This is a genomic window from Pseudooceanicola sp. DL12 (genome assembly GCF_056270665.1).
On sequence record NZ_CM149884.1, the window covers coordinates 2,085,781 to 2,107,810 of the forward strand.

Sequence of the window (22,030 nt, forward strand, 5' to 3'; positions counted from 1 at the left end):
CGCGACGGCCTCAGGGACCAGGGCTGACAAGTGCTCTGCACAGGGGAGGTGCTGCCTGCGCTACAATCGCGTGCTTTGGTTGGCATTCGGCGACGGGGTATCGGGGTGTGTCGGTCAGGCAAGCTGTTCCTGGCGGTGAGCTGGGGTCAAGGAAAGTCTCTGTCCGGCCTGATGATCTGACTGCTGGCGCCGATGAGGATCACTCCGGGCGCGTGCGTCTGTCCGTCGTTTCCCGGGAGAAGGCCTTTCAGAACTTGGAGGCGGTCGCTCATCCCGTGCTGATCGTCGCGAAAGCGCGACCCTCAGGTGTCGATTTCTTAGATGATGAGGAGGCTGGGCGTTATCGCCATGGCATCTTCAAAGCACTTTGCCGTTGCCGCATGCGTCGGCCGCAGTCGAGCCCTCAAGATCCCTTGAGAGGCCAATCTTCACGACTTGCAGTGCGGCAGGGCGCAGATCGCGCAGGCATCGCTTGCCGCTGAGGCCCGGCTTTCGTCGCAGCAGCTGCACCGGACGTGGCCAGACGGCGTTTTCACCGGGGCAACCCTTTTGCCTGTGCCCGCAGCCGCGCTGACAGATCCGTCAGTTTGGGTTGCCCTCCGGATCGCATCCCGGCATCCGGCACCGACGGTCCGCCGTGCCTTCAGCTTCCCTTCCGACATGACAAGGTCTGACGAGGCACCCTGCAAGGTCCGTTTGCGATATGTTTGATCTGTCCGAACTGGCAGCGCTGGGAATAGCCGCGTGGGGCGCGGTGGGTCCTGGGCTTCTGGTGTCCCGGTGGCACAGCTCTGGACCGCCTCCGCCGCGGGCGAATTTGTCAGGGTGAGCTGCCGCGATCTGGCGCACAGCCTTCAGTCAAGCATCACTCAAGCACTCGAGGGGGGCGGTGAAGGGGCCGCGCAAGATGCTGAAGTGGCAGATCGTCTCAGCGGGTGACCGGCACCGCGAAGACGGCGGGGCACGGACCGGTACAGTGTTCATATGGACACAAAGCCCGATGGATGTTGCGTTTCACGTGAGCCTTTTCGCAGTCCGGAAGCCCGTTAATCTGACGCAAGCGGCAAGGGGTGAATGCAGCAATAGCGGCTCTTGATCCGGCCGGGTCACGCTGTGACAGCGGATCTAGGAGGCCGGGGCGCCGGTCTGTGAGACCTTGAAGTTCCAGGCGATGATGGCATTGAGCACCACGGCACCGACAAAGGAAATGATGATCGCGTCGAATGGAAGTACCAGAAGCGAAAGCGCAAAGATCACGGCGTCGAAGCTCATCTGGAACCAGCCGGTCCGGAACCCGGTCTTTTGCTCGATGATCAGCCCCAGGATGCCAAGACCACCGGCCGAGGCCCCGTGCCGGAAAAGCGCGATCAGCCCGATCCCGCAACAGGCCCCGGCGAGAATGGCCGCCAGCAGCGGCGGCAGGGCTTCGAAGGCGAGCATCCGCCCGAGGTAGGGCGTAACGACCGCGATACCCACGACGGCTGCCATTGTGCGGAAGGTGAAGTCGGGGCCGCGCTTGATCCAGGACAGAACGAAGAAGGGCAGGCTGATCAGCAGGAAAAGGGTCCCGAACCCGAGCGGGACGACATAGGACAGCAGCACTGCAAGGCCGGCGGTCTGGCCCGTGATCAGGCTTGCCGCTTTCAGGAAACTCACCCCAAGCGAGGTCATCAGGATACCAAAAGCGATGCCTTGCACGTCGTAAAAGGAAATCGGGGATCTGACATTCATCGGAGGCTCCTGGCGGGTCGATGGGCGGGGGATAGCGCCCCGAATGGGGCGCCATTTTGGTGTGATCAGGCTTCGGCGATTACGGTGATCTCGACGCAGGCGTCGATCATCAGGCCGCTCTGGACAGTCGTGCGGACCGGTTTGGGGTCTGCGAAATACTCGGCGTAGACGGCATTGAAGGCCGCGAAATCGCTGGTGTCGGTCAGGTAGCAGGTCGCCGAGACGACGCTCGCCATGGTCAGGCCCTCGGCTTCCAGCGTGGCCTTGATCCGATCCAGGCAGTTGCGGGTCTGGGCCTCGATGCCTGCGGGCACGGTGCCATCGGCGCCAAAGCCGATCTCGCCCGAGAGGTAGACGGTGTTGCCGATGCGGCGGGTCTTGGAGAAGGGAAGGTTCATCTCTGGATCCTTTTGGTCTTGGGTCGTTTCAGGTGGGTGTTGAAGGGAGAGGAGCCTTCGCCTTCAGCCCCTCGATCAGCAGGTCGAGGAGGAAGTCGAAGCTCTCTCCATAGGGCACATCCACGCCGTTCTGCCAGCGCAGGACGAAGATGCGGTTGGTGATCTCTGGCAGTGCCGCATGGGTCATCGGGAATTGGTCCGGGTCGATCGCCCCGAGGCGTTCCGCAACGATGCGCTGCCAGTCGGTGTCGGGGGCTTTCGCCGGTGCGGGCGCAAGCTCCATCGTGACGAAACCCGCCAGGCCGCCGATCAGCGCATTGAACGCAGGCCGCAGCGCGGGTCCGCGAAAGCCGCCGTCATGGAGGATGGCCAGCACGGCCTCTACCATCGCGATATTGGCGACGCCGTTGGATTTCATCTGGGCGCCCAGCAGCGGCGCTATGTTTGGGTGCCTGTGCACCAGCGTGCGGTAGCTGCGGAAGATGTGGCGCAGGCGGTCGGGCCAGGCGACATCGGGACCGTCGATGACGGAAAAGGTCCCGGTGATTGAGGCCGAGATCTCGGCAAAGAGATCTTCCTTCGCGCCGCCCACATGCCAGTAGATCACCGCGGGGGAAACGCCGAGCGTGCGCGCGAGCTCGCGCAGCGAGAACGCGGCCAGACCCTTCTCGTCGATCTGTGCCAGGGCCGCCGCGACCACCTGCGCCTTGTCGAGGCCGATGGCTGCGGCGCGACCGCGCGGAGATTTCGGGGACGGAGGCATGGGCATCGGGTCTCGGTCGGGTTGTTTTGGCCGATATAGAACGGTGTACTATAAACCCGCAACCGGTTTCGCTGACCTCAGGCCATGAAAATGCCGGACACCACTTGGGTGCCCGGCATCAAGGCAGGAAAATGGGATCAGAGGCTGAGGAAGCCCGGCACCGCACTCAAGGGACCGGCTGCCTTGAGCACGTCCAGATCGGGCGCGCGCGGCGCCAGGTCCGACATGCCCGCGATGATCGCCTCCAGTTCGGCGGCGACGGCCAGAACGCCCAGGTCGTCATAGCGCTTGCCGACGATTTGCAGGCCAAAGGGCATGCCGTTGACGTCCGTACCGCAGGGAATGGTGATCGAGGGATGCCCGGCGATGGTCGAGGCATAGGCCATGGCCAGCCAATGATAGTAGCTCTTGGTGGCCTTGCCGTCGATCTCGGCCGGGAACAGTTCGTGCCAGTCGCGCGGGCTGATGGTGACGGCCGGAGAGATCACGAAGTCATGGGTTTCGAACCATTTCTGCCAGCGGAAGTGGTAACTGCCCTGCATGGTCAGGGCCTCGGCAACGTCATCGGGCGTAAAGCTGCGGCCTTCGATGATGTTCTCGGTCACGTTGGGGCCGACCTGCTCGGGATGGGCGTCGAGCCGCTTGCCATGCGCCGAGACGAAGAGGATGCCGCGCAGGACGGAAAAGATGCGGTCGGCATCGGTGCAATCCGGCGTGCCTTCGCCTGCCTGGCCGAAGAAGGGCGCGATCTGCGGTACGACCTTGCGGAAGTGGTCGCGGATGATGCCCTCGGTCGGGGCAAAGCCGTAATCCTCGGTGAAGGCCACTCTGAGGGAGGACAGGTCGCGTCGCGGCAAGGTCGCAAAACTGGCTGGATCCCATGCGGTCCTGCCTCCCACGACGGCCGTATAGGGGTCGTTCATGTCCGGTCGCGCCAGCACCGACAGCATCAGCGCCGCATCGGCGACATTGCGCGCCATCGGGCCCGAGGTCGACATGGGAAAGTAGCCGATGCCCCGGGTGTTGCCCGGCACGACACCCGGCGAGGGACGGTAGCCCACGACGCCGCAGAAGGCGGCCGGGTTGCGCAGGCTGCCGCCTGTGTCCGACCCGGTGGCGAGCGGGAAGTAGCCCGCTGCGAGCCCTGCGGCCGACCCGCCGGACGAGCCCGCACAGGTGCGCGTCAGGTCATGGGGGTTGGCGGTGGCGCCATAGACGCGGTTGCGGGTATTGCCGCCCGCGCTCCACTCTGGATTGTTGGTCTTGCCCATGGGGATGGCGCCGGCGGCGCGCATGGCGGTGACCATTGCGTCATCCTTGGTGGCGATGTTGTCGCGGAAGAGCTCGGAGCCGAAGGTGGTCGGCAGGCCCTTCACGTCGATCATGTCCTTGACGCCGAAGGGCAGGCCGTGCAGCGGGCCCAGGGCCTCGCCCTCGGCTGTCCTGGCATCGGCGGCACGGGCGCCGTCCAGCAGGCCGTCGAAATCCCGCGCAACCAGCGCGTTCACGGCATGGTCGACTGCCTCGACCCGGGTGATGCAGGCCTGTGCCAGCTCCTCGGCAGACAGGGCCTTGCGGGCAATCAGGCGGCGCGCGTCGAGCGCGCCCAGGTCGGCCGGATCGGTGGACAGGTGGGTAGCCATGGAAGCGTCTCCTTCAGAACAGGGCTTTGCGCAGCATGTTGAGGGCTGCGAGAATGATAAACAGGGCAAAGATCCGGCGCAGGCGGCCGGCGGGCAGCACATGGGTGAGGCGCGCGCCGATGGGAACGGTGAGAAAGGTCATCGCCACGATGCAGGCAAAGGCCGGCAGGCTGACCATGCCAAGCGTGAGCGGGGGCAGCCCGGTGGTGTCGGGGCGTGCCAGCAGGTAGGTGACCGACGCCGGCAGCGATATCAGCAGCCCGAAGCCTGCCGAAGTGGCGATCGCGCGGTTGACGGGCGTGCCGTAGGCGGTCAGCATCGGCACCCCGAATGTGCCGCCTCCGATGCCCATCATGGCACAGACAAAGCCCATGATCGCGGCGTAGGGGCCGTGGATTCGCACGCCCGGATGGCTGTCTCCCAGGCGCCAGTTCGGGTTTCCGGCGGCCATGTAGACCCCCATGAGGGCGGCCAGCGTACCGAAGATCAGCATCAGAGTGTCGGATTTCAGGCCGGTTGCCGTCAGCACGCCCAGCACCGCGCCGGTCGCCATCCAGGGCGCCCAGGCGCGCAGGATGGCGACCTCGACCGCGCCTCGCTTGTAGTGCGACCAGACGGAGCGGAGCGAGGTGGCCACGATCGTCGCCGTCGAGGTGCCGACGCAGAGCTGCATGATCACGGCTTCGGGCACGTCGAAGGCATGGAAGATCGCCAGCAGGACCGGCACCAGGAAGATACCGCCACCGATGCCGAGGAGGCCTGACAGGACGCCGGCAAAGGCGCCCGTGACCAGCAGGATCACCAGTGCGAGAAGAAGGGAAGGGTCGAGAGTCATGAGAGGATCCGTCCGAAGTCAGTCGAAGGTCAGCAGGCGGGCAGGATTGGCCACAAGGATGCGGTCAACGTCTGCCTGGTCGAAATCCCGACGCAAGAGCAGCGGCACCACGTTTGCGAAGATGTGCTGGAAGCCGTGGCCGCCGAAGCGCTCCAGCCGGCCCTTGGTGCAGACGTCGTGGCTGATCAGGATCTGGTTCAGGTGGCCGCGCTCGACCAGCTTGCGCAGCCATTTCACCCGCATCGCGTCATTGGGCAGGTCAATGTCGGGATTCGGCCAGTAGTAGCTCGTTTCCCAGCCGAAGAGGTCGTATTCGATCATGCAGCCGGTATCGGCGAGGCGGAACAGCGTGTCCTCGTCAAAGATCGTCCGATCGATGTGGCTCAGGATCAGCCGCCCCATGCGACCGCCGCGGGCGCGAACATATTCGGCCACCTCCTGCGGTTGGGCGGCCTCGCGGCCGGGGTGCACGTTCAGCGCGGCACCGGTGGCCTTCATCGCCTCGATCGCGCCGTCCATCACTCGTTTCTCGCGCTCGGTCCAGGGTGACTGGCAGCCAATCTCGCCGATGATGCCGGCGCGCACGTCGGTGCCCCAGGCCCCGTCCAGGATCTGGCCGGTCATCTGGGCAGCGAGCTGGTCCACGGTCATCTCCGCGGTCTCGGCCAGCTGGTATTCTTCCACGTAGTGGCCGCACCCCATGACCAAGGCCACCTCGGTCTCTTCCGCCATGCGGCGCAGCAGCAGAGGGCGCGGCCCGAGCCCGCCCACGGTCAGGTCAACCACGGTGCGGCCGCCGGCACGGTGCATCTCCTCGATCTCGGCCTTTACCACGGTGAAATCGTCGATTCGGTAATTGTCGGTGTAATGGCCCTGGCCGTAGGCGGCGCGGAAGCAGTTGCACAGGTCGATGGCGGCATTGCTGACACCCTCGGGCAGGCTGGTGCCGCGGAAGGCCGGCGGATTCAGGTCGATGAAGAGGTGCTCGTGCATCAGGGTTGGCCCCAACGTGGCAGGGTCCACCAGCCCGGTCACGGTTTGCACCTTTCCCTTCAGGTCATCGGGGGTCATGGGCGGATCCTTTCGTCATGGGGCAAGCGCCAGGGCATCAAGGCGGGCGCGGATCTGTTCTGGATCAAAGGCCGCGCCTTCGCCGATCATCACCAGCCGGCAGCCCGGCGCGGTGTCCCTCGCCGGCTCGAAGCCGGCACGGCGTCCAACCATCTGGAAGAGCAGCGCGCCATCGCGTTCGGCGAGCACCACGATACCCTTGGCGCGCAACAGCACCGGACCCAGCTCCTCGATCAGGCGCTGGAAACCGGTGAAGGGCAGGCGGCCCGGGTGGGTCCACTCGAGCGAGGCGAAGCGGTCCGCCCCTTCCAGCCGACCCGATGCCAGCGGCGCACGGGTAACGGCCTTGTCGATAAACAGCAGGTCCAGAGGCAGGCCGTCGCGGTTCGCGTCGAACATCTTCAGCCGGTATGCCGCGCTTATCCGAGCGCGCAGCGCGGCCAGCCGCTCTGGGTTGGCCGTGTCCGTCTTCGACAGCATCACATAGTCCGAGGCACGCACCTGCGCCTGCCAGAGGGGGTCGTCGGCGCGCGAGGGATCTTCGGTCAGCGCCTGCGCGTCGATGACGCAAAGGATCGTATCCAGGCGCACGGCGTTCCACAGAACCGGGTCGGACAGCGTCTGCAGGATGCCGCGTGGGTCCGAAACGCCCGACGCCTCGATCACTACCGCTTCGGGGGCGCGCGTCAGCACCTGTTTCAGGCTGCGCAGAAGGTCGCCCTGAAGCGAACAGCAGATGCAGCCGTTGCCCAGTCCGATCATGGCATCCGCCTTGCCTTCGAGGATCTCGGCGTCGATGTTGATCGCGCCGAAATCGTTGACGATGGCGGCGATGCGGCGGATGCCGCTTTCCAGCAGGCTGTTGATCAGCGTGGTCTTTCCCGCTCCGAGAAAGCCGGTAACGAGAAGGACGGGGACGGTCATGCGACGACACCCCGCACCGGGCGGCCGGGCGCGGCGGATGTGTCCAGCACGCCTCCGGCGATCACCGGGGTGCCGCCCACCAGCAGGTGGCGCACGCCTTCGGCCGGGCGATTCATCTGTTCGAAAGTCGCGCGATCGGTTAGCCGGTTCAGATCGAAAACGCAGAGATCCGCATCCATGCCCAGCTGCAGCCGCCCCTTGCGGCGCATCTGCGGCGCGGCGGTTTCCACCACGCGGGCGGGGATCAGCGTGCATTTCGCGATCCCCTCCATCAGCGGCACCACGCCCCGGTCGCGCACGTAGCGCGACAGGAAACGCGTGAAGGTTCCCGAAGAGCGCGGGTGCGAGGAGGCCTCGTCCGGCAGCGGCCAGGCGTCGCCGTCATAGAAGCTTCCGTCCGGCATCGTCCAGGGCAGGGCGTCCGACGCGACGGCGCCGCCGGGGTAGGTCACCGACAGGTCCAGCAGGCCTTCGTGCTCGGGGTTCTGCTCGGTGTCGAGGAAGTGCCACATGATCAGGTCGGCGGGGTGCTCGGCGGCTGCCTGCCGGATGTGGTCGGCATCGGTGAACCGCTCGCCCGTACGCACCAGCTGGATCTGGCTATACTCGGCTCCGGTGCGCGCCTCGAAGCCCTCGCTGGTCAGGAAATCCCAGCTGACTACGGTGGAGCCGGCGCCGTAGGGATAGGCCTCGACCGTGATCGGAAGCCCTTGTGCCTGGGCCTTGCCGAGCACCTGGACTGAGCGCGCAACATCAGTAAGTGAGGTGGAGTTCAGGTGGCAGACGTGCATGTGCGCGCCCGTAGCCCCCGCCAGGCCGATGATCTGCAGGTAGCTCTCCAGCGACGACTTGGGGTCGATGTTCGAGATGTTGGCGATGTGAGTATAGGTCACGCTGTCGTGTGCTGCGGCCAGGTCGCAGATCCGGGTCAGCTCGCGGATGCCGGTGCCGGCGGCATAGCCGTTGGGGATGCCGATGCCGATGCCACCCTGGTCCAGCGCTTCGGCCACCATGGCGGTGATCTCTGCGGCCTGGGAGTCGGTGGCAGGATCGGTGGACCAGCGCCGGTCCGCGGCCCCCTGGCCCATGGCCTGCATCGAGGGCTGCGCACCCGAGGGCGTGATGCCCGACATTACCTTCTGCCGGGCAAAGAGCCAGGCGGCCGACGTGCCGTAGTTCAACGCACGGGGGCGTGCCGCCTGTGTCTCGTACCATTCGGCGACGGGCAGGGCGCCGACCTCCAGCTCCAGTGCGGTCGTCACGCCGTCAAAGGCCTGCATTCGGTCGGCGGCCAGGGTCTGACCGTGGGCGTGGATGTCGACGAACCCCGGGGCGACGATGCAGCCGGTCGCATCCATCTCCTGCGCGGCCGCTGGCAGGCCCGGGCCGATGGCGCTGATCCTGCCGTCGGTGATGGCGACATTGGTCACCATATCGAACCCGGTCTCCGGGTCCATGACACGGCCCCCCCTGAGGATAAGGTCGGGCCGGGTCATGCGCCGAAGCCCTCGCGCAGGGCGTCCAGGAAGCCCGCGATCTCGGCCTCGCCCACGGCAAGCGACAGCGCCATGAGACCCCGCGCGGCGATGTAATAGCCGCGTTCCTGCAAGGTCAGGTGCAGCAGTTGCAGCAGCTTGCCATCGGCCTCGGCCCCATGCCCGCTGTGGGGATGTATGTTCATGATGGAGCCCATGCCTGTCACGTAGAAGGGCAGGCCCGTTTCTTCCAGAGCCGTGGTGATTCCCTGCTGCAACGCCTCTCCGCGGACATAGAGCGCCTCCAGCGCCTCGGCGCCGAGGTAGTTGTCGAGGGCGCAGACACCCGCGGCCATGGTGAGCGAGTTGTTGTTGAAGGTGCCCGCATGGGGCAGTGCAGCGGGGCGGGCCGGATCGAACCGCTCCATGATCTCGCGGCTGCCGCCGAAGGCTCCGAAGGCAAGGCCGCCGCCAAAGAACTTGCCCATGGTCGTCATGTCGGGCGTGATCCCCAGACGGGCCTGTGCGCCGCCGGTAGACATGCGCGCGGTCTGCACCTCGTCAAAGATCAGGATCGCGCCCGACTCGCGGGTCAGCTCGCGCAGGGCGGCCAGGTAGGCGGGGTCGGCGGGGCGGCAGCCGCCCGCCCCCTGCATCGGCTCGATCAGCACGGCGGCGATCCGGCTGCCGTTGGCGGCTAGCTCGGCCTCGGCCGCCGCAAGGTCGTTATAGGCAAGGCAGGCGTAGTCGAAGGGCACGTTTATCGGCGACAGGCCGTGGCCGAAGGTCAGCACGCCGCCATGATAGCCGCCCTGGAAGACAACGACGCGCGGACGCCCGGTGACCAGCCGCGCGGCGGTCAGCGCCATCAGGTTGGCCTCGGTTCCGGAGTTGGCGAAGCGCACCAGGTCAAGCGAGGGAAAACGCGCACAGAGGCGTTCGGCCAGCTCGACCTCATAGGGGGTGTGCGACGACAAGTTGATGCCGCGGGCGTGGGCCTCGGCCAGCGCTTGCGCCAGCAGCGGCGAGGAATGGCCAAAGATCCCGGCGGTGAATTCGCCCAGCATGTCGACATAGACGTGCCCGTCGACGTCCCGGATCCGACAGCCCTCGCCGCCCTCGACGCACAGCGGGAAGGGCCCGTTCCAAAGAGAGCTGCGGGTGTTGCCACCGGGCAGGACCTTGCGCGCGCGCTCCAGCGCGGCCTGGCTGCCGGGGTTGCGCGCAACATAGCGCTCCAGTGCGGCGGAATGCAGGGCGTCGATCTGCGAGGGGGTCATTTCGGTGCTCCTTGGGGGTCTTACGCGAGTTGGGTGGCCGGGCTGAGGGCATCAATCAGGGGGGAATGCGCTCCCTCCATCGCCTCGGCCAGCAGGGCGCCGGTGGTGGGGCCAAGTGTGAAGCCCTGGTGGCCGTGGCCGAAGTTCGTCCAGAGGCCGGGGGTGTTGGGCAGCGCCCCGAGCATCGGCAGCATGCCGGGCAGGCAGGGGCGGGAGCCATACCACTGGGGTTCTTCCAGGCGCGGGCCCAACTCGATCAGCGGATCGACGGCGGTTTCGGCGCGGCGCAGCTGGCGCGGATGTGCCGGGGCGTCCTGGCGGACAAGCTGCGCACCGCTGGTCATCCTCATGCCAAGGCGCATGTTCGACAGCACGACGCCGTTGGCCGCATCAAGGAAGGGCCGGCGCGGGCGCCTGGGCGCATCGTAATGGGCGTGGTAGCCGCGCTTCAGGACCATGGGCACATTGACGCCGAACCGCTTGAGGTAGGCCCCGGACCAGGGGCCAAGGCAGATCACGGCCTGCTCCACCCTCACCGGGCCGTCGGCAGTTGAGATCTGCCAGCCCTTGCCGCTGCGCGCCAAAGTCTCGGCATCGGCAATCAGAATGCGCCCACCGCGCTTTTCGAACAGCCTTGCATATGCTTGCGTCAGCGCTCCGGGATCGGATACCGACCAGCTGTCGGTGTAATGCACCACGCCCGCAGGGGTCAGCCTCAGAGCGGGTTCCTCGCGCCGCCAGTCCTGCCCCGAAACGATGCGGGATTGCACGCCATATGCCGCCTTGATGCGTTCCGCTTCCGCTGCGGCCTGGTCAAAGGCCCGCGCCTCGCGAAGCAGGATCACCAGCCCCTCTCGGGTTATCATGTTGTCGGAGCCGGACGCCAGGATCAGCGGCTGGTGATCCTCGCTCGCCCGGCGGGTCAGCTGGCTGTAGCTCGCGGCCGCCTTGGCATGTCCCTTGGGTGATGAATTGGCAAAGTACCGCATCAGCGCGGGCGCCATGCTGCCGATGCCCGAAAGGGAATAGGTCACGTCGTTGCTGCGCCCAAGGCCAAAGCTCAGCAGGGTCTTCAGGTCGCGGGGTATCGCATAGGGTTCGGCCGCTTCGACCTGGATGATCCCGGCATTTCCGTAGCTGGTTTCCCGGCCCGGTTCGCGCCGGTCTGCCAGGGTCACCTCATGGCCGCGCTCCTGAAGCGCCAGCGCGGTGGAGACGCCGACCATGCCGGCGCCGAGAACGAGGATTTCGGACATCGGTCCGCCTTTCAAAGATATGGCCGGGCAGGGGGCCGGGCCGGACTAATTGGATAGGGTGCGGGCATCAGGCCTCGCTCCCTGCCGGTGCGCGGGCCGCAAGCCCGTCGATCAGCAGATCCAGGAGCAGCTCGAAGCTACTGGTGTAGGGGATGGTGGCGCCGTTCTGCCAGCGCAGGACGAAGATCCGGTTGGAAATCTGCGGCAGCACCGCGTGTGTCAGAGGAAAGTGCGCAGGGTCGATCGCCTCCAGCCGTTTGGCGAAGATCGCCTCCCAGTCCCCGCTGCTGTCGGCGGGGCCGGGGGCGAATTCCATGGTGACAAAGCCTGCCAGCCCGCCGATCAGCGCATTGAAGGCATCGCGCAGCATCTCTCCGTCGTAGCCCGCTTCCTTCAGCGCGCCCAGAACGACCTCGACCCAGGCGAGGTTGGCGACCCCGTTGGACTTCAGCTGCGCACCCAGAAGGGGCGCAACATTGGCATGTTCGCGGACGTGATCGCGGTAGGAGAGGAAGACCGAGCGCAGACGGCTCTGCCAGTCCATGCCCGGCAAGAGGTTCTCGGACACGGAGCCGGTGATCGAGGCCGAAATTTCGGCGAATAGATCCTCCTTCGCGCCGCCGACGTGCCAGTAGATATTGCCGGCCGACACACCGAGCGTGCGCGCAAGGTCGCGGATCGAAAAGGCGGCCAGGCCTTTTTCATCTATCTGGCGGACTGCAGCGGCAACGATTCCGTCCTTGGTCAATCCGATTGCGGCGGCGCGGCCACGCGGTTTGCTGCCTTCTTTTTGATCGCTTGCCAAGCTCGACTCCAGAACGTGTGACTAAAATATGTGCGAAAATTCAGCTTAAGTCACGGTTTGTGCAGAATGGTCACCATACTATTGATCACCGTTCAATAAATTATTGATCACCGTTCAATAGGAAGTGCAACAGTGATCAAGCTTTCCGGCCGCTCCCCACGGCCCTTTGACGACCACCTGCTGAAATTGGAGCCACCATGGCGGCCATCGCGATCCTCATCTTCTCTACATTCCTGCTCCTGGGCGGGGCCGTGCTGGCGCATCTGATCGGCGCCGCGTCCGTCCTGTCCTTCTTCGCCGCAGATCGCGTGCGTTTTCTCGCTGCGGCGCCGCAGCGGATCATCGCCCATGTCGACCTGTTCTCGATCATGTCGATGCCGCTCTTCATTCTCGCGGGCGAAATCATGAACCGCGCCGGCGTGACACGGGCGCTGCTCAGCCTGTCGATGGGCATGATGGCGCGCCTGAAGGGGGGGCTTGGCCATGTGAACATCCTGACATCGGTCTTCTTCGCGGGCATCTCGGGCTCTGCCATGGCAGATGCGGCCTCGGTGTCGAATACGCTGGTCCCGGCGATGCGCAAGGCGGGCTACAGCGGGTCCTATGCGGGGGCGATTACGGCCGCCTCTTCGGTGATCGGGCCGATCATCCCGCCGTCGATCGTCATGATTTTCTACGGTGCCCTGATGAACACCTCGGTCGCGGCACTTTTCGTTGCGGGCATCCTGCCGGGCCTCTTCATGGCGCTGGCGCTCTTCGCCGCGAACGCCTGGATGGCGCACCGCCATGACCACCCCAGCGGCGAACGCGTCCCGGCCCGCGAACTGGGCCGCCGTTTCATCTACGCGCTGCCGGCCACGGTCATTCCTGTCATCATCCTTGCCGGCATCGTCTTCGGCGTCATGACGCCTACCGAGGCCGCGGGCGTTGCCGTCTGCTGTGCCATCCTGGCGGGCATTATTTACGGTGAGATGACCTTTGCCAAGCTCTTCGCCAGCCTGGAGCGTACGGCCATCCTGTCGGGCTCCATCTTCATCCTGCTCTCCGCCGTGGCGATCTTCGGCTACCTTGCCGGACTCGAACAGATCCCATCCAAGTTGGCAGAGATGCTGATCGGCCTGGGGTTCGAGGGCTGGAAATACCTTCTGCTGCTGAACGCGGTCTTCCTGGTCGCCGGAATGTTCCTCGAAGTGCCGGTGGCGCTGGCGCTGCTGGTGCCGCTGCTGGTGCCTACCGGCGTTGCCATGGGCGCGGACCCTGTGCACCTGGGTATCGTGATCGTCGTGAACCTGACGCTGGGAATCGTGACACCGCCCTTCGGTGCGGCGCTGCTCGTCGTCTCTACCGTCTCGGGCACGCCCTACTGGTCCATCGCCCGGGCGGCAGCCCCCTTCCTGCTGGTTCAGCTGGTCGTCCTGCTGGTGTTGACCTTCGTGCCCGACATCAGCCTGTTCCTGCCGCGCATCAGCGGCTTCATCAAGTAAGGGAGCGGAATGATGATCAAATTCGCCGACATGCTCTACGCCCTGTCCGAAATCCTCAATACCGTGGCCAAGAAGATCGCGGCGTTCTGTTTCCTCGCGATGCTGGCAGTGATGATGCTGCAGGTCGTGGCCCGCTATGCCTTTGCCTCGCCGCCCTTCTGGACCGAAGAGCTGGCGCGCTGGCTGATGGTCTGGGGGGGGCTTCTGGGGGCTTCCTGCGCCTTCCACACCCACGCCGACCCGGCAATGGTGCATCCCCCCGCCGAGGTGATCTGGCGGCAGAAGGTGCAGGTCGTGGCCCGCTTCATCGGCTCCTGGGTGTTCTTCGCCCCGGTGCTCTACTACGCGCTGCCTTTTGTCGAACGCCAGATCGGGCGGACCTCGGAAGGGCTGGAAATCTCGACCGCCTGGATGGCCTCGGCGCTTCCGGTTGCGGTCGGGCTGATCCTGCTGCACGGACTTGCGGGACTGGGGGCGCTGTTCTCGCCCAACGTCCTCGCCAAGGAAACGGCTTACGCCGAAGAATTCGAATCCAACATGACGGAGTGACCCATGAAACATTTCATCCTCGCCACGGCAGCCGCCATGGCCCTGTCCGCTGCGGTGACCGGCGCGGCCCAGGCACAATCCATCGGCGTTGCGCTTGATGCGACGCCCGATCGCAACAAGCAGGCGACCTACCGCTACGTCGACAACCTGCTGGGCGAGCTCAAGGAAATGGGCTGGGAAACCGAGGAATTCCCGCGGGATTCCATCGGCGGAGAAGACGAGCGCCTGGATCAGATCCGCGCCGGCATCCTCGACGTCTCGATGTCGAACTACGCGGTGGCGAACCAGTTCGTCCCCGAGATGCGCGTGATGCAGCTGCCCTATACGTTTGCCTCCTCTCGGCAGGTGTTCAACTTCTTCACCCAGTCCGGCTATCTCGACGAGGTGAACGAGAAGCTGGAATCCGAAGGCATGCACATTCTTGCCGTGGTTCCCTCGGGCGGCCAGCTGGGCATCTTCAACAACAAGCACGAAGTGAAGTCCGCGGCCGACATGGCAGGACTGCGCATGCGTGCTCTGGACCCGAACCAGCTGAAGATGTTCGAGATGATGGGCGCCTCCGGCGTGGTCATCCCGTTCTCCGAAGTGCCGAACGCCATCCAGACTGGTATCGCCGACGGTTACGTCAACGCCTCCATCGTGCCTCTGGCCTTCGGTCAGGCGGATCTTTTCACCAACTTCACCGACGCCAAGGTGATCATGTCCGCCCGCCTGGCACTTGCCTCCACAGCATGGTGGGATGGCTTGTCGGATGAAGAGAAGGCCCAGGTGAACGAGGCCTCCCACAAGGCACTGGCCGAGGTCTTCGATTTCGTCGACGAGTCCGAAGCCCAGCACCGTGCCGACCTCAATGCCGCAGGTATCGCTGTGTACGAGCCGACCGATGCGGAGCTGTCAACTTTCAAGAAAGCTACGGCCGACATGGCCGACCTGTTGGAAGACGTTTCCCAGGACCGCATTACGGAACTGCGTGACGAAGCGGCCAGCTATCCGTCCGAGTGACGGCATGATCCTCGCCTTGTGAAAGACGACACCCCCGCATCTGGTGTGGGGGTGTCTCGGGTTTTCCGGGCATGGCAAGCTCATCAACCATTCCAGGGGCAAGAGCTGCAGGCCGGGTTTCACTGGCCAAGACACCAGGGATGAGTCCTTCTTCATGTTGATCGAACAGCTTCGGGCCGAACGCTTCTTTTCAGATGCTTGATCGGAAACCCCAAATGCCGCGGGCATTCTGAAGGCCGCAGCAAGTGGGCAGGGCCCTTATCGAACTGGAGTGTATGGACTTTCAGCCGAGAAAGGGGCGTCACCCCTCCTGTTCATAAGCCAGGTGCGCAGGACAGTTTGGCGCATCAAGCCGCCATGAATGTTGTCTTAGGCGTCGGGCCCACCGCGCGCTTCTCCGGAGGCAAGGGCCTTCAGCATGTCGCGGAGCCAGATGTTGCGCGGATCACGCCTGTTGTGTGGGTGCCACGCGATCTGGGTTGGAAAGGTGCCGAGGCTTAGCGGGACCGCCACATCCCGGAGACCGTATGGCCCCGAGACCATGGCGGCGACACGTGCTGGGACGGTGGCGATGCCGCCGATGCGGGCAACCGTCATCGCGGCCGTCAGGAAGTGCGAGACTATAATGGCGGTATTGCGCCGCAGCCCTGCGTCGGCAGTCAACTTGTGCAGACCGGTGCGCCATTTGCCAGGCGGCGCCACCACCACATGCGGCAGACTCTCATAGAGGTCGCGGTCCAGAACGGCGCCTCCCGCCAGGATCTCGGGTGCCACGATGCAGCGGAACCCGTCGTTGAACAGGTCCGAGACCACAAGGTCCTGTGGCGGCGGATGGAACCGCCCGATGGCAAGATCGAAAGTGTGCCCGGCAAGCGACCGGGGATCCAGGTCGGGCCCAATTGGCGCGATCTCAAGCTGGGCCTCGGGGGCTTGACGAGCGAACGCCTCTGCCAGCAGCGGGGCCAGCACCACTTCAGCATAGGGGCCCAGCAATAGCCGGAAGCGGCGCGTGCTCTGTGCTGGATCGAAGGGCTCGGCGGCCCGGAAGGCCTGTTCCAGCCTTTCCAGCCCGGCCGCGATGTCCGGCGCGATCTGCAACGCCTTTTCGGTTGGCTCGACGCCGTACCTGGCACGCAGGAAAAGCTCATCCCCCAGGGCGATCCGCAGCCGCGCGAGGGCCGCGCTGACGGTGCTTTGCGATTGGCCCAGGCGCTGAGCCGCGGCGGTGACATTGCGTTCCTCCATCACGGCATGGAAAACGCGGAGTAGAGATATATCGGCGGTCATGTCTCCAGAATATCGATTTCTGATATGGATGACATCAATTTCTCGATTCCTCAGTCATGGCCCATATCGAGCTGTAGACGTCCCGGGCAAGCCCCGACGCGACGTTCTGCCCAAACCAAGGAGGCCTTGAAAATGGCACGTATTCTGATCCTATCCACCGCCGCCGATGTCCTGGGTGACACCGGCAAACCGACGGGCGTCTGGTATGAAGAGCTGGCCAGCCCCTATTACGCGTTCCTCGATGCGGGCCACGAGGTCACGCTGGTCACGCTCGGTGGCCGGCCGGTTCCCATTGATCCAAATTCCGACGTGACGGGTGAAGACACGCCGGCTTCGGTCACTCGGTTCCGCGCAGATGGCGCGGCTACGGCGCTTCTGGAGGCCCCCGGGCGCCTGGAAGATGAGGACGTGGGCGCCTATGATGCACTCTACATTCCGGGCGGCCACGGCGCGATGTTCGACCTCGCGGAAAGCCCGCTTGCCGCCAAGGTCATCGGCACCGCCTGGGACAGCGGCAAGATCGTCGCATCCGTCTGCCACGGCCCGGCCGCCTTCAAGAACGTCGTGGATTCGAACGGCGTTCCCATTGTGAAGGGCCGCAAGGTTACCGCCTTCACGGACAGTGAGGAAGAAGCCGCCGGCCTGACGGAGGCCGTGCCGTTCCTGCTGGAAGCGACCCTGCGTGAGCTTGGCGCCGACTTCGAGGGTGTGGATGACTGGCACCCCCACGCCGTGGCGGATGGCCGACTGGTCACCGGACAGAACCCGGCTTCGTCGGAGGCTGCGGCACAAAAGGTTCTCGAGCTGCTTTAAGTACGTAGCAGCGCCGCCCGCCGACGGGCGGCGCCTTGGCACTTGGACTGCCGTGCGGAACGGCGCGAGCCGAGATTTGACCCGAGCGAATTTGATGCGCAGGGAGCGAACCTCCCTGTCTTGTATTCCCCGGCTATTTATATAGCGGGAAGCAGGAGCTCTCTGCAGTTTGTACGGATGGCCGATGTGTTCACTTTCGGTCAATCGAACCGAGGATAAGTCTTCGCAAGACAGGTCAGCCCCGACCAAGGTGTCAATTTCAAGGAGCCTGCGAAGTTCACGTCACTGCCAGCGCCATTAGATACTGCGCCAGGGCGAACACTACGTGGGCCACCAGCACATAGGTGATCATCCCACCGGCGTTCGGCAGTTTGCGGGCGAAGAGGCCTCCGCCCATGCCGGGCATCAGGATGATCAGGCCCGCCAGCGTACTGATCACGACGCCGATCAGGATGAAGGGGAAGACAGTGGGCGCCTCGATGAAGCCCGTCCCCCAGATCAGCGGAAACATCACCGCGTAGGCGAGGCCGATCAGGTAGTGGAAAATCCAGCCGGTGGCGGCCTCGGCCCCGGTGTGCGGGCGGGTGTCGGTGCTGTCGAGGACAAGGCGACCCGTCGGGATCCTCAGCAGCCAGCGGCCGACGGAGGGCCAATGCGTGCCGGGCATCCAGCCAATCCTGGCAGTGAAGACGCCCCAGAGATCAAGCGCGATGGTGGACCCGATCCCGACGACCAGGATGAAGGTGATGATGTCTTCGGTCATGAGCAACTCCTCCGATGTTGTCGCAGGCGTAGCGCCACCGAAGCTAAGCGATAAATTCTTTCCTGCACGGCGATTGATCGTGAAATCGCATCAATCGGGGGCCAGGAGCTGGTCGAGTTGCCCTGCGCGCTCCATCGCCATGAGCTCCGAGCAGCCGCCGACGTGGATTTCACCGATGAAGATCTGCGGAACAGTATGGGCACCGCCGGCGCGGGCCATCATGGCCCGGCGGGCCTCGCCGTTCATCACGTCGATCTCGTTGAAGGCAGCGCCCTTCCTCGACAGCAGGGATTTCGCGAGGGAGCAGAAGCCACAAAAGGGCGTGGTGTAGATGTCGATCTTAGCCATGTCGTTGTCCTTGTCATGCAGGGCGCGCCCAAAGGCGCGCCCCTCGGTTTCTGTTCCCAGGATCAGCCTAGGGTAATCTCGGGGGTCACTATGATGGTCACGCCGGCCTTCTTTGCGAGGTTGCCGACCACGCAGACCTTGTCGGCCGTCGCGATGGCGCTCTCGGCGGACGCGCGCTCGGCATCAGTGGCGCCTGCGCTCAGCACCAGTTTCGCGGTGTGGCGGATAGCGAAGTCGTCATCCGTCGCAGTCGCTTGCGTTTCTACGGATAGGGTCTCTACTGGGACCTTCTTGTTCGCAGTAATGGCGCGCAGGGTCGCGGTGAAACACGCCAGCGTGGCAGAGGTGAAGAGCGACTTGGGATCGGCCCCAGCTCCTGAGCCGCCGAGCTCGGCAGGGATGCCGATGGCTACGTCCCAGCCTTCGCCGGTGATCTTACCTTCGCCCTTGAAGCCACCGTCCCAGGTGGAGATCATCTTGATATCAGCCATTGGTCTTCTCCTTCTTTAGCCTCAGGCCGCCTTCACGGCCTGCACGTATTGCGCCTTGGGGTTCAGGCCGACGACCACGTCGACCGGCTGCCCGTCCTTCATCACCACCACGGTGGGAACGGAGCGGATGCCGAATGCGCCGGCAATCTCTGGCGCCTTGTCGATGTCGACCTCGCCGAAGGCGGCGGTGTCGGCCAGTTCCGAGGCGACCTCGTTATAGGTGGGCTCCAGCGCGATGCAGGGGCGGCACCAGGTGGCCCAGAAACGCAGGACCTTCACGCGGCCCTGCCCGTTGATGAAGCTGTCGAAGTTGCTGGCATCCAGCGTGGTAACGTCTTTCTTCATGTCTTTTCCTTTGGGGTGATGTGTCGTCGTCGGGGGGGGGGCGGCCGGGACGGCGAGGGGCAGCCCGGCGCAGTAGCGCCCCGTCTCCAGCGTGGCCATGAAGCCCTGGCCGGCGGCAGTGACGGCTTGCCGGAACTGGTCGACCGCCACGGCGCCCGCAGCAAAGACGCCGGGGATTCTGGTGTCGGTTATCTCAGGCTCGGCTGGACGGTGGCGCCAGCTTTCAGCGTCAGCTGTTTGGCAAAGATCTCGGTTGGCAGGCTATGGACTATGGCAATGAAAACACCATCGGTCGCGAGGCTCCACAGCGTTTCGTCGCGGGTGGCGTGGATCGCCGCCGTCCGGTCCGAAGGGCCTGAGCCGAGGATGCTCAGTTTGCGCTCCATCGTCTTTCGTGCTCCTTCGCTTGCCTTTATCATCTCGATGGAGATATATGCGTCGAAAGGCGAAGTTTAAATTCGTAATCGGTATAGAGATAAATTCAATAATCGGATCAATTGGGCGATCATGGAAATCAAGGAATTAAGGTGCTTCACCCGCGTGGCAGAAACGCTGAACTTCAACCGCGCTGCCGAGATGCTGAACATGAGCCAGCCGGTGGTGACCAAGACCATCGCCCAGCTCGAGCACAAGCTGGGGGTAAAGCTGTTCGAGCGAACGACCCGGCGCGTGTCGTTGACGCCCGCGGGCGTTGTACTTCGGCGCGAGGCCGACGGGTTGCTGGCCCACCTTGACCAGGTTCAGCGGGCGGTGCGGCATGCGATTGCTGAAGAAAGCGGGCGGTTTGCCATCGGGGTCACTCCCTTGGCAATGCAGACGGTCTTTCCGGGCGTTATCCGCGGCTTTCGCGAGGCGCATCCTGAGATCGAAGTTTCCATCCACGAGCTGCCCACCGACGCCCAGGTGAAGGATCTGGTAGCCGCCGAAATCGACGCAGCCTTCCTGCTGATGCCTGCTGAAGACCCGGCGCTGGAGGTGCGGGAGATCCACTCAGAGCAGATGCGTCTTGCCGTGCCGGTGACGCATCCGCACCTGAAGGCGCTTGGTAGTGCGCCGCTGCCGCTCTCGGCCTTTGCGGGGGAGACCTTCATCATCCCGGCCCGCGCGCAGAACCCCGGCGTGCATGACGAAATCATCCGCGCCTGCGCCGTCTCCGGCTTCAGGCCGAAGGTGAAGGATTGTACCGAGGGGCAAAGCTGCCTCTGTCTGGTCGAGGCCGGAATGGGCGTGAGCTTCGTCACCAACCGCATCGATTGTGCAGCCAGTGGCGACATGCGGATCGTGGAACTGGAAGATCCGGCGCCCTCTCTCACCGTCGCGCTGGCCTGGCGAAAGGACGATCCGTCGCCGCTTCTCGGCACGCTGCGCGACCTGGCGTTGGAAGGGGCCGCAGCCTGACGGCCCCTTCTGCGGTCATGCAGCCTCAGGGCACTCGCCGTCGTTGCCTGCCCGCAGCGCAGCGCAGTGCTTGCGGTCGATACTGGCGCTGACCACGGCCAGAGCCAATCCGGCCATCACGACGACACCCGCCACTGGCCCTGTCATGCCGAGGCCGAGGTGATCGACCACCCAGCCGCCGCCGCCAGCGCCAAACGCGATGCCGAGGTTGAAGGCCGAGATGTTCATGCTCGAGGTCGCGTTCACCAGCCGGGGTGCAATCAGCGCTGCCTGGTTTACGGCGTAGAGCTGAAGGATCGACACCGACCCGAAGGCCACAATGCCCCAGATGATCACCAATGGCACGACCGTCATCAGGTTTCCTGCGAAGGGGATCAGCAGCAGGAGTGCCAGGGCCATCACGCCATAGATCCCCAGAAGCACGGGCATTGCGCCCACTCGGTCCGCGATACGCGCACAGACTAGATTCCCGATTGCCACCGCGACACCGTAGAAGAAGAGCAGCGTGCCGATGCCGTTCGGGGTCATGCCGGTGAACTGTTCGAGGATCGGCGAAAGGTAGGTAAAGGTCACGAAAGAGCCACCATAGCCGACAAGCGTGATCGCGAAGAGCAGCGCAAGGCGCGGCTTCAGCACCACGGACATCTGCTCGGCAAAGGACGACGGCGCGGGGCGCGCGATGTTGCGCGGCAGCAGCCAGGCCAGTGCGACGAAGGACAGCGCCCCGATACCGGTGACTGCGATGAAGGTGGCACGCCAGCTGAAGTAGTTGGCGATGAAGGTGCCTACCGGCACGCCCGAGATCAGCGACAGGGTGATGCCGGTGAACATGGTGGCGATGGCCTGACCGGCCTTCTCCTTGGGCACCATCTGCGCCGCGACGACCGTGGCAACCGAGTAGAAGACGCCCTGTACGACGCCCGACAAAATACGGCCGACAAGGAGCGTGCCGAAGGTCGGCGCAAGCGCCGAGAGGGTGTTGGCGATGACAAACAGGACCATGAGGCCCAGCACCAGCTTCTTTCGGTCAAACCGTCCCGTAAGTGCGGTCAGCAGAGGTGCGGCTATGGCAACGGCCAGCGCGTAGATGCTGACGGTGAGGCCCGCAGTGGCGAGGCTCACCTGGGTATCACGGGCGATTTGGGGCAGGATGCCGACGATCACGAACTCGGCCATTCCGATGGCGAGCGCGGCAGCCGTCAAGGCCCAGACTCCGATAGGCATGAGGATCTCCGATAACTTGAAGGGCCCGCTGAGTGGCGCGGGCGATATGCTCACGGATCTAAGGAGAGCTGAGGGAGACTTTAATTTCCAATCTTGAATAGGTTTTGATGCGCTAGAGAGAAACGATGATTGTGCCGGAGGGCAT

At 64.6% G+C, this 22,030-nt stretch carries 23 protein-coding genes; 5 read left to right on the top strand and 18 right to left on the bottom strand.

All coding sequences use genetic code 11. From position 1 onward, the window contains the following. Positions 1–1,125: 1,125 nt before the first annotated feature. The 11 genes from AC0WR5_RS09760 to AC0WR5_RS09810 form a co-directional block, all read right to left on the bottom strand. Positions 1,126–1,731 (bottom strand): YitT family protein, encoded by a 606-nt coding sequence (locus AC0WR5_RS09760; RefSeq protein ID WP_475868652.1) that lies wholly within the window; start codon positions 1,729–1,731, stop codon positions 1,126–1,128. Between the two features lie 65 nt (positions 1,732–1,796). Further along, entirely contained in the window at positions 1,797–2,129 is a 333-nt protein-coding gene (locus AC0WR5_RS09765; protein ID WP_475868654.1) for a RidA family protein, read from the bottom strand. Positions 2,130–2,157: 28 nt separating this feature from the next. Beyond that, a complete protein-coding gene (locus AC0WR5_RS09770) occupies positions 2,158–2,898 on the bottom strand; it encodes a TetR/AcrR family transcriptional regulator (protein ID WP_475868656.1) in 741 nt (246 codons plus the stop codon). Between the two features lie 131 nt (positions 2,899–3,029). Continuing rightward, the gene (locus AC0WR5_RS09775; protein ID WP_475868658.1) at positions 3,030–4,535 is read right to left on the bottom strand and encodes an amidase; all 1,506 of its coding nucleotides are present in this window, start codon (positions 4,533–4,535) and stop codon (positions 3,030–3,032) included. Between the two features lie 13 nt (positions 4,536–4,548). Then, on the bottom strand, positions 4,549–5,370 hold the full coding sequence (locus AC0WR5_RS09780; RefSeq protein ID WP_475868660.1) for a sulfite exporter TauE/SafE family protein: 822 nt from the start codon (positions 5,368–5,370) through the stop codon (positions 4,549–4,551). A gap of 18 nt (positions 5,371–5,388) precedes the next feature. Beyond that, positions 5,389–6,441, bottom strand: a complete 1,053-nt coding sequence (locus tag AC0WR5_RS09785; protein WP_475868662.1) for a phosphotriesterase family protein — start codon at positions 6,439–6,441, stop codon at positions 5,389–5,391. Positions 6,442–6,456: 15 nt separating this feature from the next. Continuing rightward, positions 6,457–7,365 carry a CobW family GTP-binding protein gene (locus AC0WR5_RS09790; protein ID WP_475868664.1) on the bottom strand — a complete coding sequence of 303 codons (909 nt, stop codon included), beginning with the start codon at positions 7,363–7,365 and terminating at the stop codon, positions 6,457–6,459. After that, positions 7,362–8,822, bottom strand: a complete 1,461-nt coding sequence (locus AC0WR5_RS09795; RefSeq protein ID WP_475868666.1) for an amidohydrolase family protein — start codon at positions 8,820–8,822, stop codon at positions 7,362–7,364. Before AC0WR5_RS09795 ends, AC0WR5_RS09790 begins: the two co-directional genes overlap by 4 nt. Before the next feature lie 35 nt (positions 8,823–8,857). Beyond that, complete coding sequence (locus AC0WR5_RS09800; RefSeq protein WP_475868668.1) at positions 8,858–10,120, bottom strand: aspartate aminotransferase family protein; 1,263 nt, start codon at positions 10,118–10,120, stop codon at positions 8,858–8,860. Between the two features lie 20 nt (positions 10,121–10,140). Beyond that, positions 10,141–11,376, bottom strand: a complete 1,236-nt coding sequence (locus AC0WR5_RS09805; RefSeq protein WP_475868670.1) for an NAD(P)/FAD-dependent oxidoreductase — start codon at positions 11,374–11,376, stop codon at positions 10,141–10,143. A gap of 67 nt (positions 11,377–11,443) precedes the next feature. Beyond that, the gene (locus AC0WR5_RS09810) at positions 11,444–12,181 is read right to left on the bottom strand and encodes a TetR/AcrR family transcriptional regulator (RefSeq protein WP_475868672.1); all 738 of its coding nucleotides are present in this window, start codon (positions 12,179–12,181) and stop codon (positions 11,444–11,446) included. Positions 12,182–12,378: 197 nt separating this feature from the next. Here AC0WR5_RS09810 and AC0WR5_RS09815 point away from each other — a divergent pair, with 197 nt between their 5' ends. The 3 genes from AC0WR5_RS09815 to AC0WR5_RS09825 are packed head-to-tail and all read left to right on the top strand — an operon-like array spanning position 12,379 to position 15,216. Beyond that, positions 12,379–13,665 carry a TRAP transporter large permease gene (locus AC0WR5_RS09815; RefSeq protein WP_475868674.1) on the top strand — a complete coding sequence of 429 codons (1,287 nt, stop codon included), beginning with the start codon at positions 12,379–12,381 and terminating at the stop codon, positions 13,663–13,665. Positions 13,666–13,674: 9 nt separating this feature from the next. After that, on the top strand, positions 13,675–14,214 hold the full coding sequence (locus tag AC0WR5_RS09820) for a TRAP transporter small permease (RefSeq protein WP_475868676.1): 540 nt from the start codon (positions 13,675–13,677) through the stop codon (positions 14,212–14,214). Positions 14,215–14,217: 3 nt separating this feature from the next. Then, complete coding sequence (locus AC0WR5_RS09825; protein ID WP_475868678.1) at positions 14,218–15,216, top strand: TRAP transporter substrate-binding protein; 999 nt, start codon at positions 14,218–14,220, stop codon at positions 15,214–15,216. A 369-nt stretch (positions 15,217–15,585) separates the two neighbouring features. On the opposite strand, the gene AC0WR5_RS09830 is transcribed toward AC0WR5_RS09825, so the two are convergent. Then, a complete protein-coding gene (locus AC0WR5_RS09830; RefSeq protein WP_475868680.1) occupies positions 15,586–16,503 on the bottom strand; it encodes a LysR family transcriptional regulator in 918 nt (305 codons plus the stop codon). Between the two features lie 132 nt (positions 16,504–16,635). Here AC0WR5_RS09830 and AC0WR5_RS09835 point away from each other — a divergent pair, with 132 nt between their 5' ends. Then, positions 16,636–17,316, top strand: a complete 681-nt coding sequence (locus AC0WR5_RS09835) for a type 1 glutamine amidotransferase domain-containing protein (RefSeq protein ID WP_475868682.1) — start codon at positions 16,636–16,638, stop codon at positions 17,314–17,316. 277 nt (positions 17,317–17,593) lie between these two features. On the opposite strand, the gene AC0WR5_RS09840 is transcribed toward AC0WR5_RS09835, so the two are convergent. The 5 genes from AC0WR5_RS09840 to AC0WR5_RS09860 all read right to left on the bottom strand — a co-directional run bounded on the left by AC0WR5_RS09840 (position 17,594) and on the right by AC0WR5_RS09860 (position 19,649). Next, on the bottom strand, positions 17,594–18,079 hold the full coding sequence (locus tag AC0WR5_RS09840) for a DUF2938 family protein (protein WP_475868684.1): 486 nt from the start codon (positions 18,077–18,079) through the stop codon (positions 17,594–17,596). A gap of 90 nt (positions 18,080–18,169) precedes the next feature. After that, the gene (gene grxC / locus AC0WR5_RS09845; protein WP_475868686.1) at positions 18,170–18,427 is read right to left on the bottom strand and encodes a glutaredoxin 3; all 258 of its coding nucleotides are present in this window, start codon (positions 18,425–18,427) and stop codon (positions 18,170–18,172) included. 62 nt (positions 18,428–18,489) lie between these two features. After that, a complete protein-coding gene (locus AC0WR5_RS09850) occupies positions 18,490–18,918 on the bottom strand; it encodes an OsmC family protein (RefSeq protein ID WP_475868688.1) in 429 nt (142 codons plus the stop codon). 21 nt (positions 18,919–18,939) lie between these two features. Beyond that, a complete protein-coding gene (locus AC0WR5_RS09855; RefSeq protein WP_475868690.1) occupies positions 18,940–19,263 on the bottom strand; it encodes a thioredoxin family protein in 324 nt (107 codons plus the stop codon). Positions 19,264–19,451: 188 nt separating this feature from the next. Further along, positions 19,452–19,649, bottom strand: coding sequence for a hypothetical protein (locus AC0WR5_RS09860; RefSeq protein WP_475868692.1), 198 nt, complete (start codon positions 19,647–19,649; stop codon positions 19,452–19,454). Positions 19,650–19,770: 121 nt separating this feature from the next. Between AC0WR5_RS09860 and AC0WR5_RS09865 the strand changes: the two genes are divergently transcribed. After that, complete coding sequence (locus AC0WR5_RS09865) at positions 19,771–20,661, top strand: LysR family transcriptional regulator (protein WP_475868694.1); 891 nt, start codon at positions 19,771–19,773, stop codon at positions 20,659–20,661. Positions 20,662–20,676: 15 nt separating this feature from the next. Here the strand turns inward: AC0WR5_RS09865 and AC0WR5_RS09870 are convergent, their stop codons facing one another. Beyond that, positions 20,677–21,885 carry an MFS transporter gene (locus tag AC0WR5_RS09870; RefSeq protein WP_475868696.1) on the bottom strand — a complete coding sequence of 403 codons (1,209 nt, stop codon included), beginning with the start codon at positions 21,883–21,885 and terminating at the stop codon, positions 20,677–20,679. Between the last annotated feature and the right edge of the window lie 145 nt (positions 21,886–22,030).

Coding starts and splice junctions, on each gene's coding strand:
- AC0WR5_RS09760 (WP_475868652.1), bottom strand. CDS start 1,731: ATGAATGTCAGATCCCCGATTTCCTTTTACGACGTGCAAGGCATCGCT.
- AC0WR5_RS09765 (WP_475868654.1), bottom strand. CDS start 2,129: ATGAACCTTCCCTTCTCCAAGACCCGCCGCATCGGCAACACCGTCTAC.
- AC0WR5_RS09770 (WP_475868656.1), bottom strand. CDS start 2,898: ATGCCCATGCCTCCGTCCCCGAAATCTCCGCGCGGTCGCGCCGCAGCC.
- AC0WR5_RS09775 (WP_475868658.1), bottom strand. CDS start 4,535: ATGGCTACCCACCTGTCCACCGATCCGGCCGACCTGGGCGCGCTCGAC.
- AC0WR5_RS09780 (WP_475868660.1), bottom strand. CDS start 5,370: ATGACTCTCGACCCTTCCCTTCTTCTCGCACTGGTGATCCTGCTGGTC.
- AC0WR5_RS09785 (WP_475868662.1), bottom strand. CDS start 6,441: ATGACCCCCGATGACCTGAAGGGAAAGGTGCAAACCGTGACCGGGCTG.
- AC0WR5_RS09790 (WP_475868664.1), bottom strand. CDS start 7,365: ATGACCGTCCCCGTCCTTCTCGTTACCGGCTTTCTCGGAGCGGGAAAG.
- AC0WR5_RS09795 (WP_475868666.1), bottom strand. CDS start 8,822: ATGGACCCGGAGACCGGGTTCGATATGGTGACCAATGTCGCCATCACC.
- AC0WR5_RS09800 (WP_475868668.1), bottom strand. CDS start 10,120: ATGACCCCCTCGCAGATCGACGCCCTGCATTCCGCCGCACTGGAGCGC.
- AC0WR5_RS09805 (WP_475868670.1), bottom strand. CDS start 11,376: ATGTCCGAAATCCTCGTTCTCGGCGCCGGCATGGTCGGCGTCTCCACC.
- AC0WR5_RS09815 (WP_475868674.1), top strand. CDS start 12,379: ATGGCGGCCATCGCGATCCTCATCTTCTCTACATTCCTGCTCCTGGGC.
- AC0WR5_RS09820 (WP_475868676.1), top strand. CDS start 13,675: ATGATGATCAAATTCGCCGACATGCTCTACGCCCTGTCCGAAATCCTC.
- AC0WR5_RS09825 (WP_475868678.1), top strand. CDS start 14,218: ATGAAACATTTCATCCTCGCCACGGCAGCCGCCATGGCCCTGTCCGCT.
- AC0WR5_RS09830 (WP_475868680.1), bottom strand. CDS start 16,503: ATGACCGCCGATATATCTCTACTCCGCGTTTTCCATGCCGTGATGGAG.
- AC0WR5_RS09835 (WP_475868682.1), top strand. CDS start 16,636: ATGGCACGTATTCTGATCCTATCCACCGCCGCCGATGTCCTGGGTGAC.
- AC0WR5_RS09840 (WP_475868684.1), bottom strand. CDS start 18,079: ATGACCGAAGACATCATCACCTTCATCCTGGTCGTCGGGATCGGGTCC.
- grxC (WP_475868686.1), bottom strand. CDS start 18,427: ATGGCTAAGATCGACATCTACACCACGCCCTTTTGTGGCTTCTGCTCC.
- AC0WR5_RS09850 (WP_475868688.1), bottom strand. CDS start 18,918: ATGGCTGATATCAAGATGATCTCCACCTGGGACGGTGGCTTCAAGGGC.
- AC0WR5_RS09855 (WP_475868690.1), bottom strand. CDS start 19,263: ATGAAGAAAGACGTTACCACGCTGGATGCCAGCAACTTCGACAGCTTC.
- AC0WR5_RS09860 (WP_475868692.1), bottom strand. CDS start 19,649: ATGGAGCGCAAACTGAGCATCCTCGGCTCAGGCCCTTCGGACCGGACG.
- AC0WR5_RS09865 (WP_475868694.1), top strand. CDS start 19,771: ATGGAAATCAAGGAATTAAGGTGCTTCACCCGCGTGGCAGAAACGCTG.
- AC0WR5_RS09870 (WP_475868696.1), bottom strand. CDS start 21,885: ATGCCTATCGGAGTCTGGGCCTTGACGGCTGCCGCGCTCGCCATCGGA.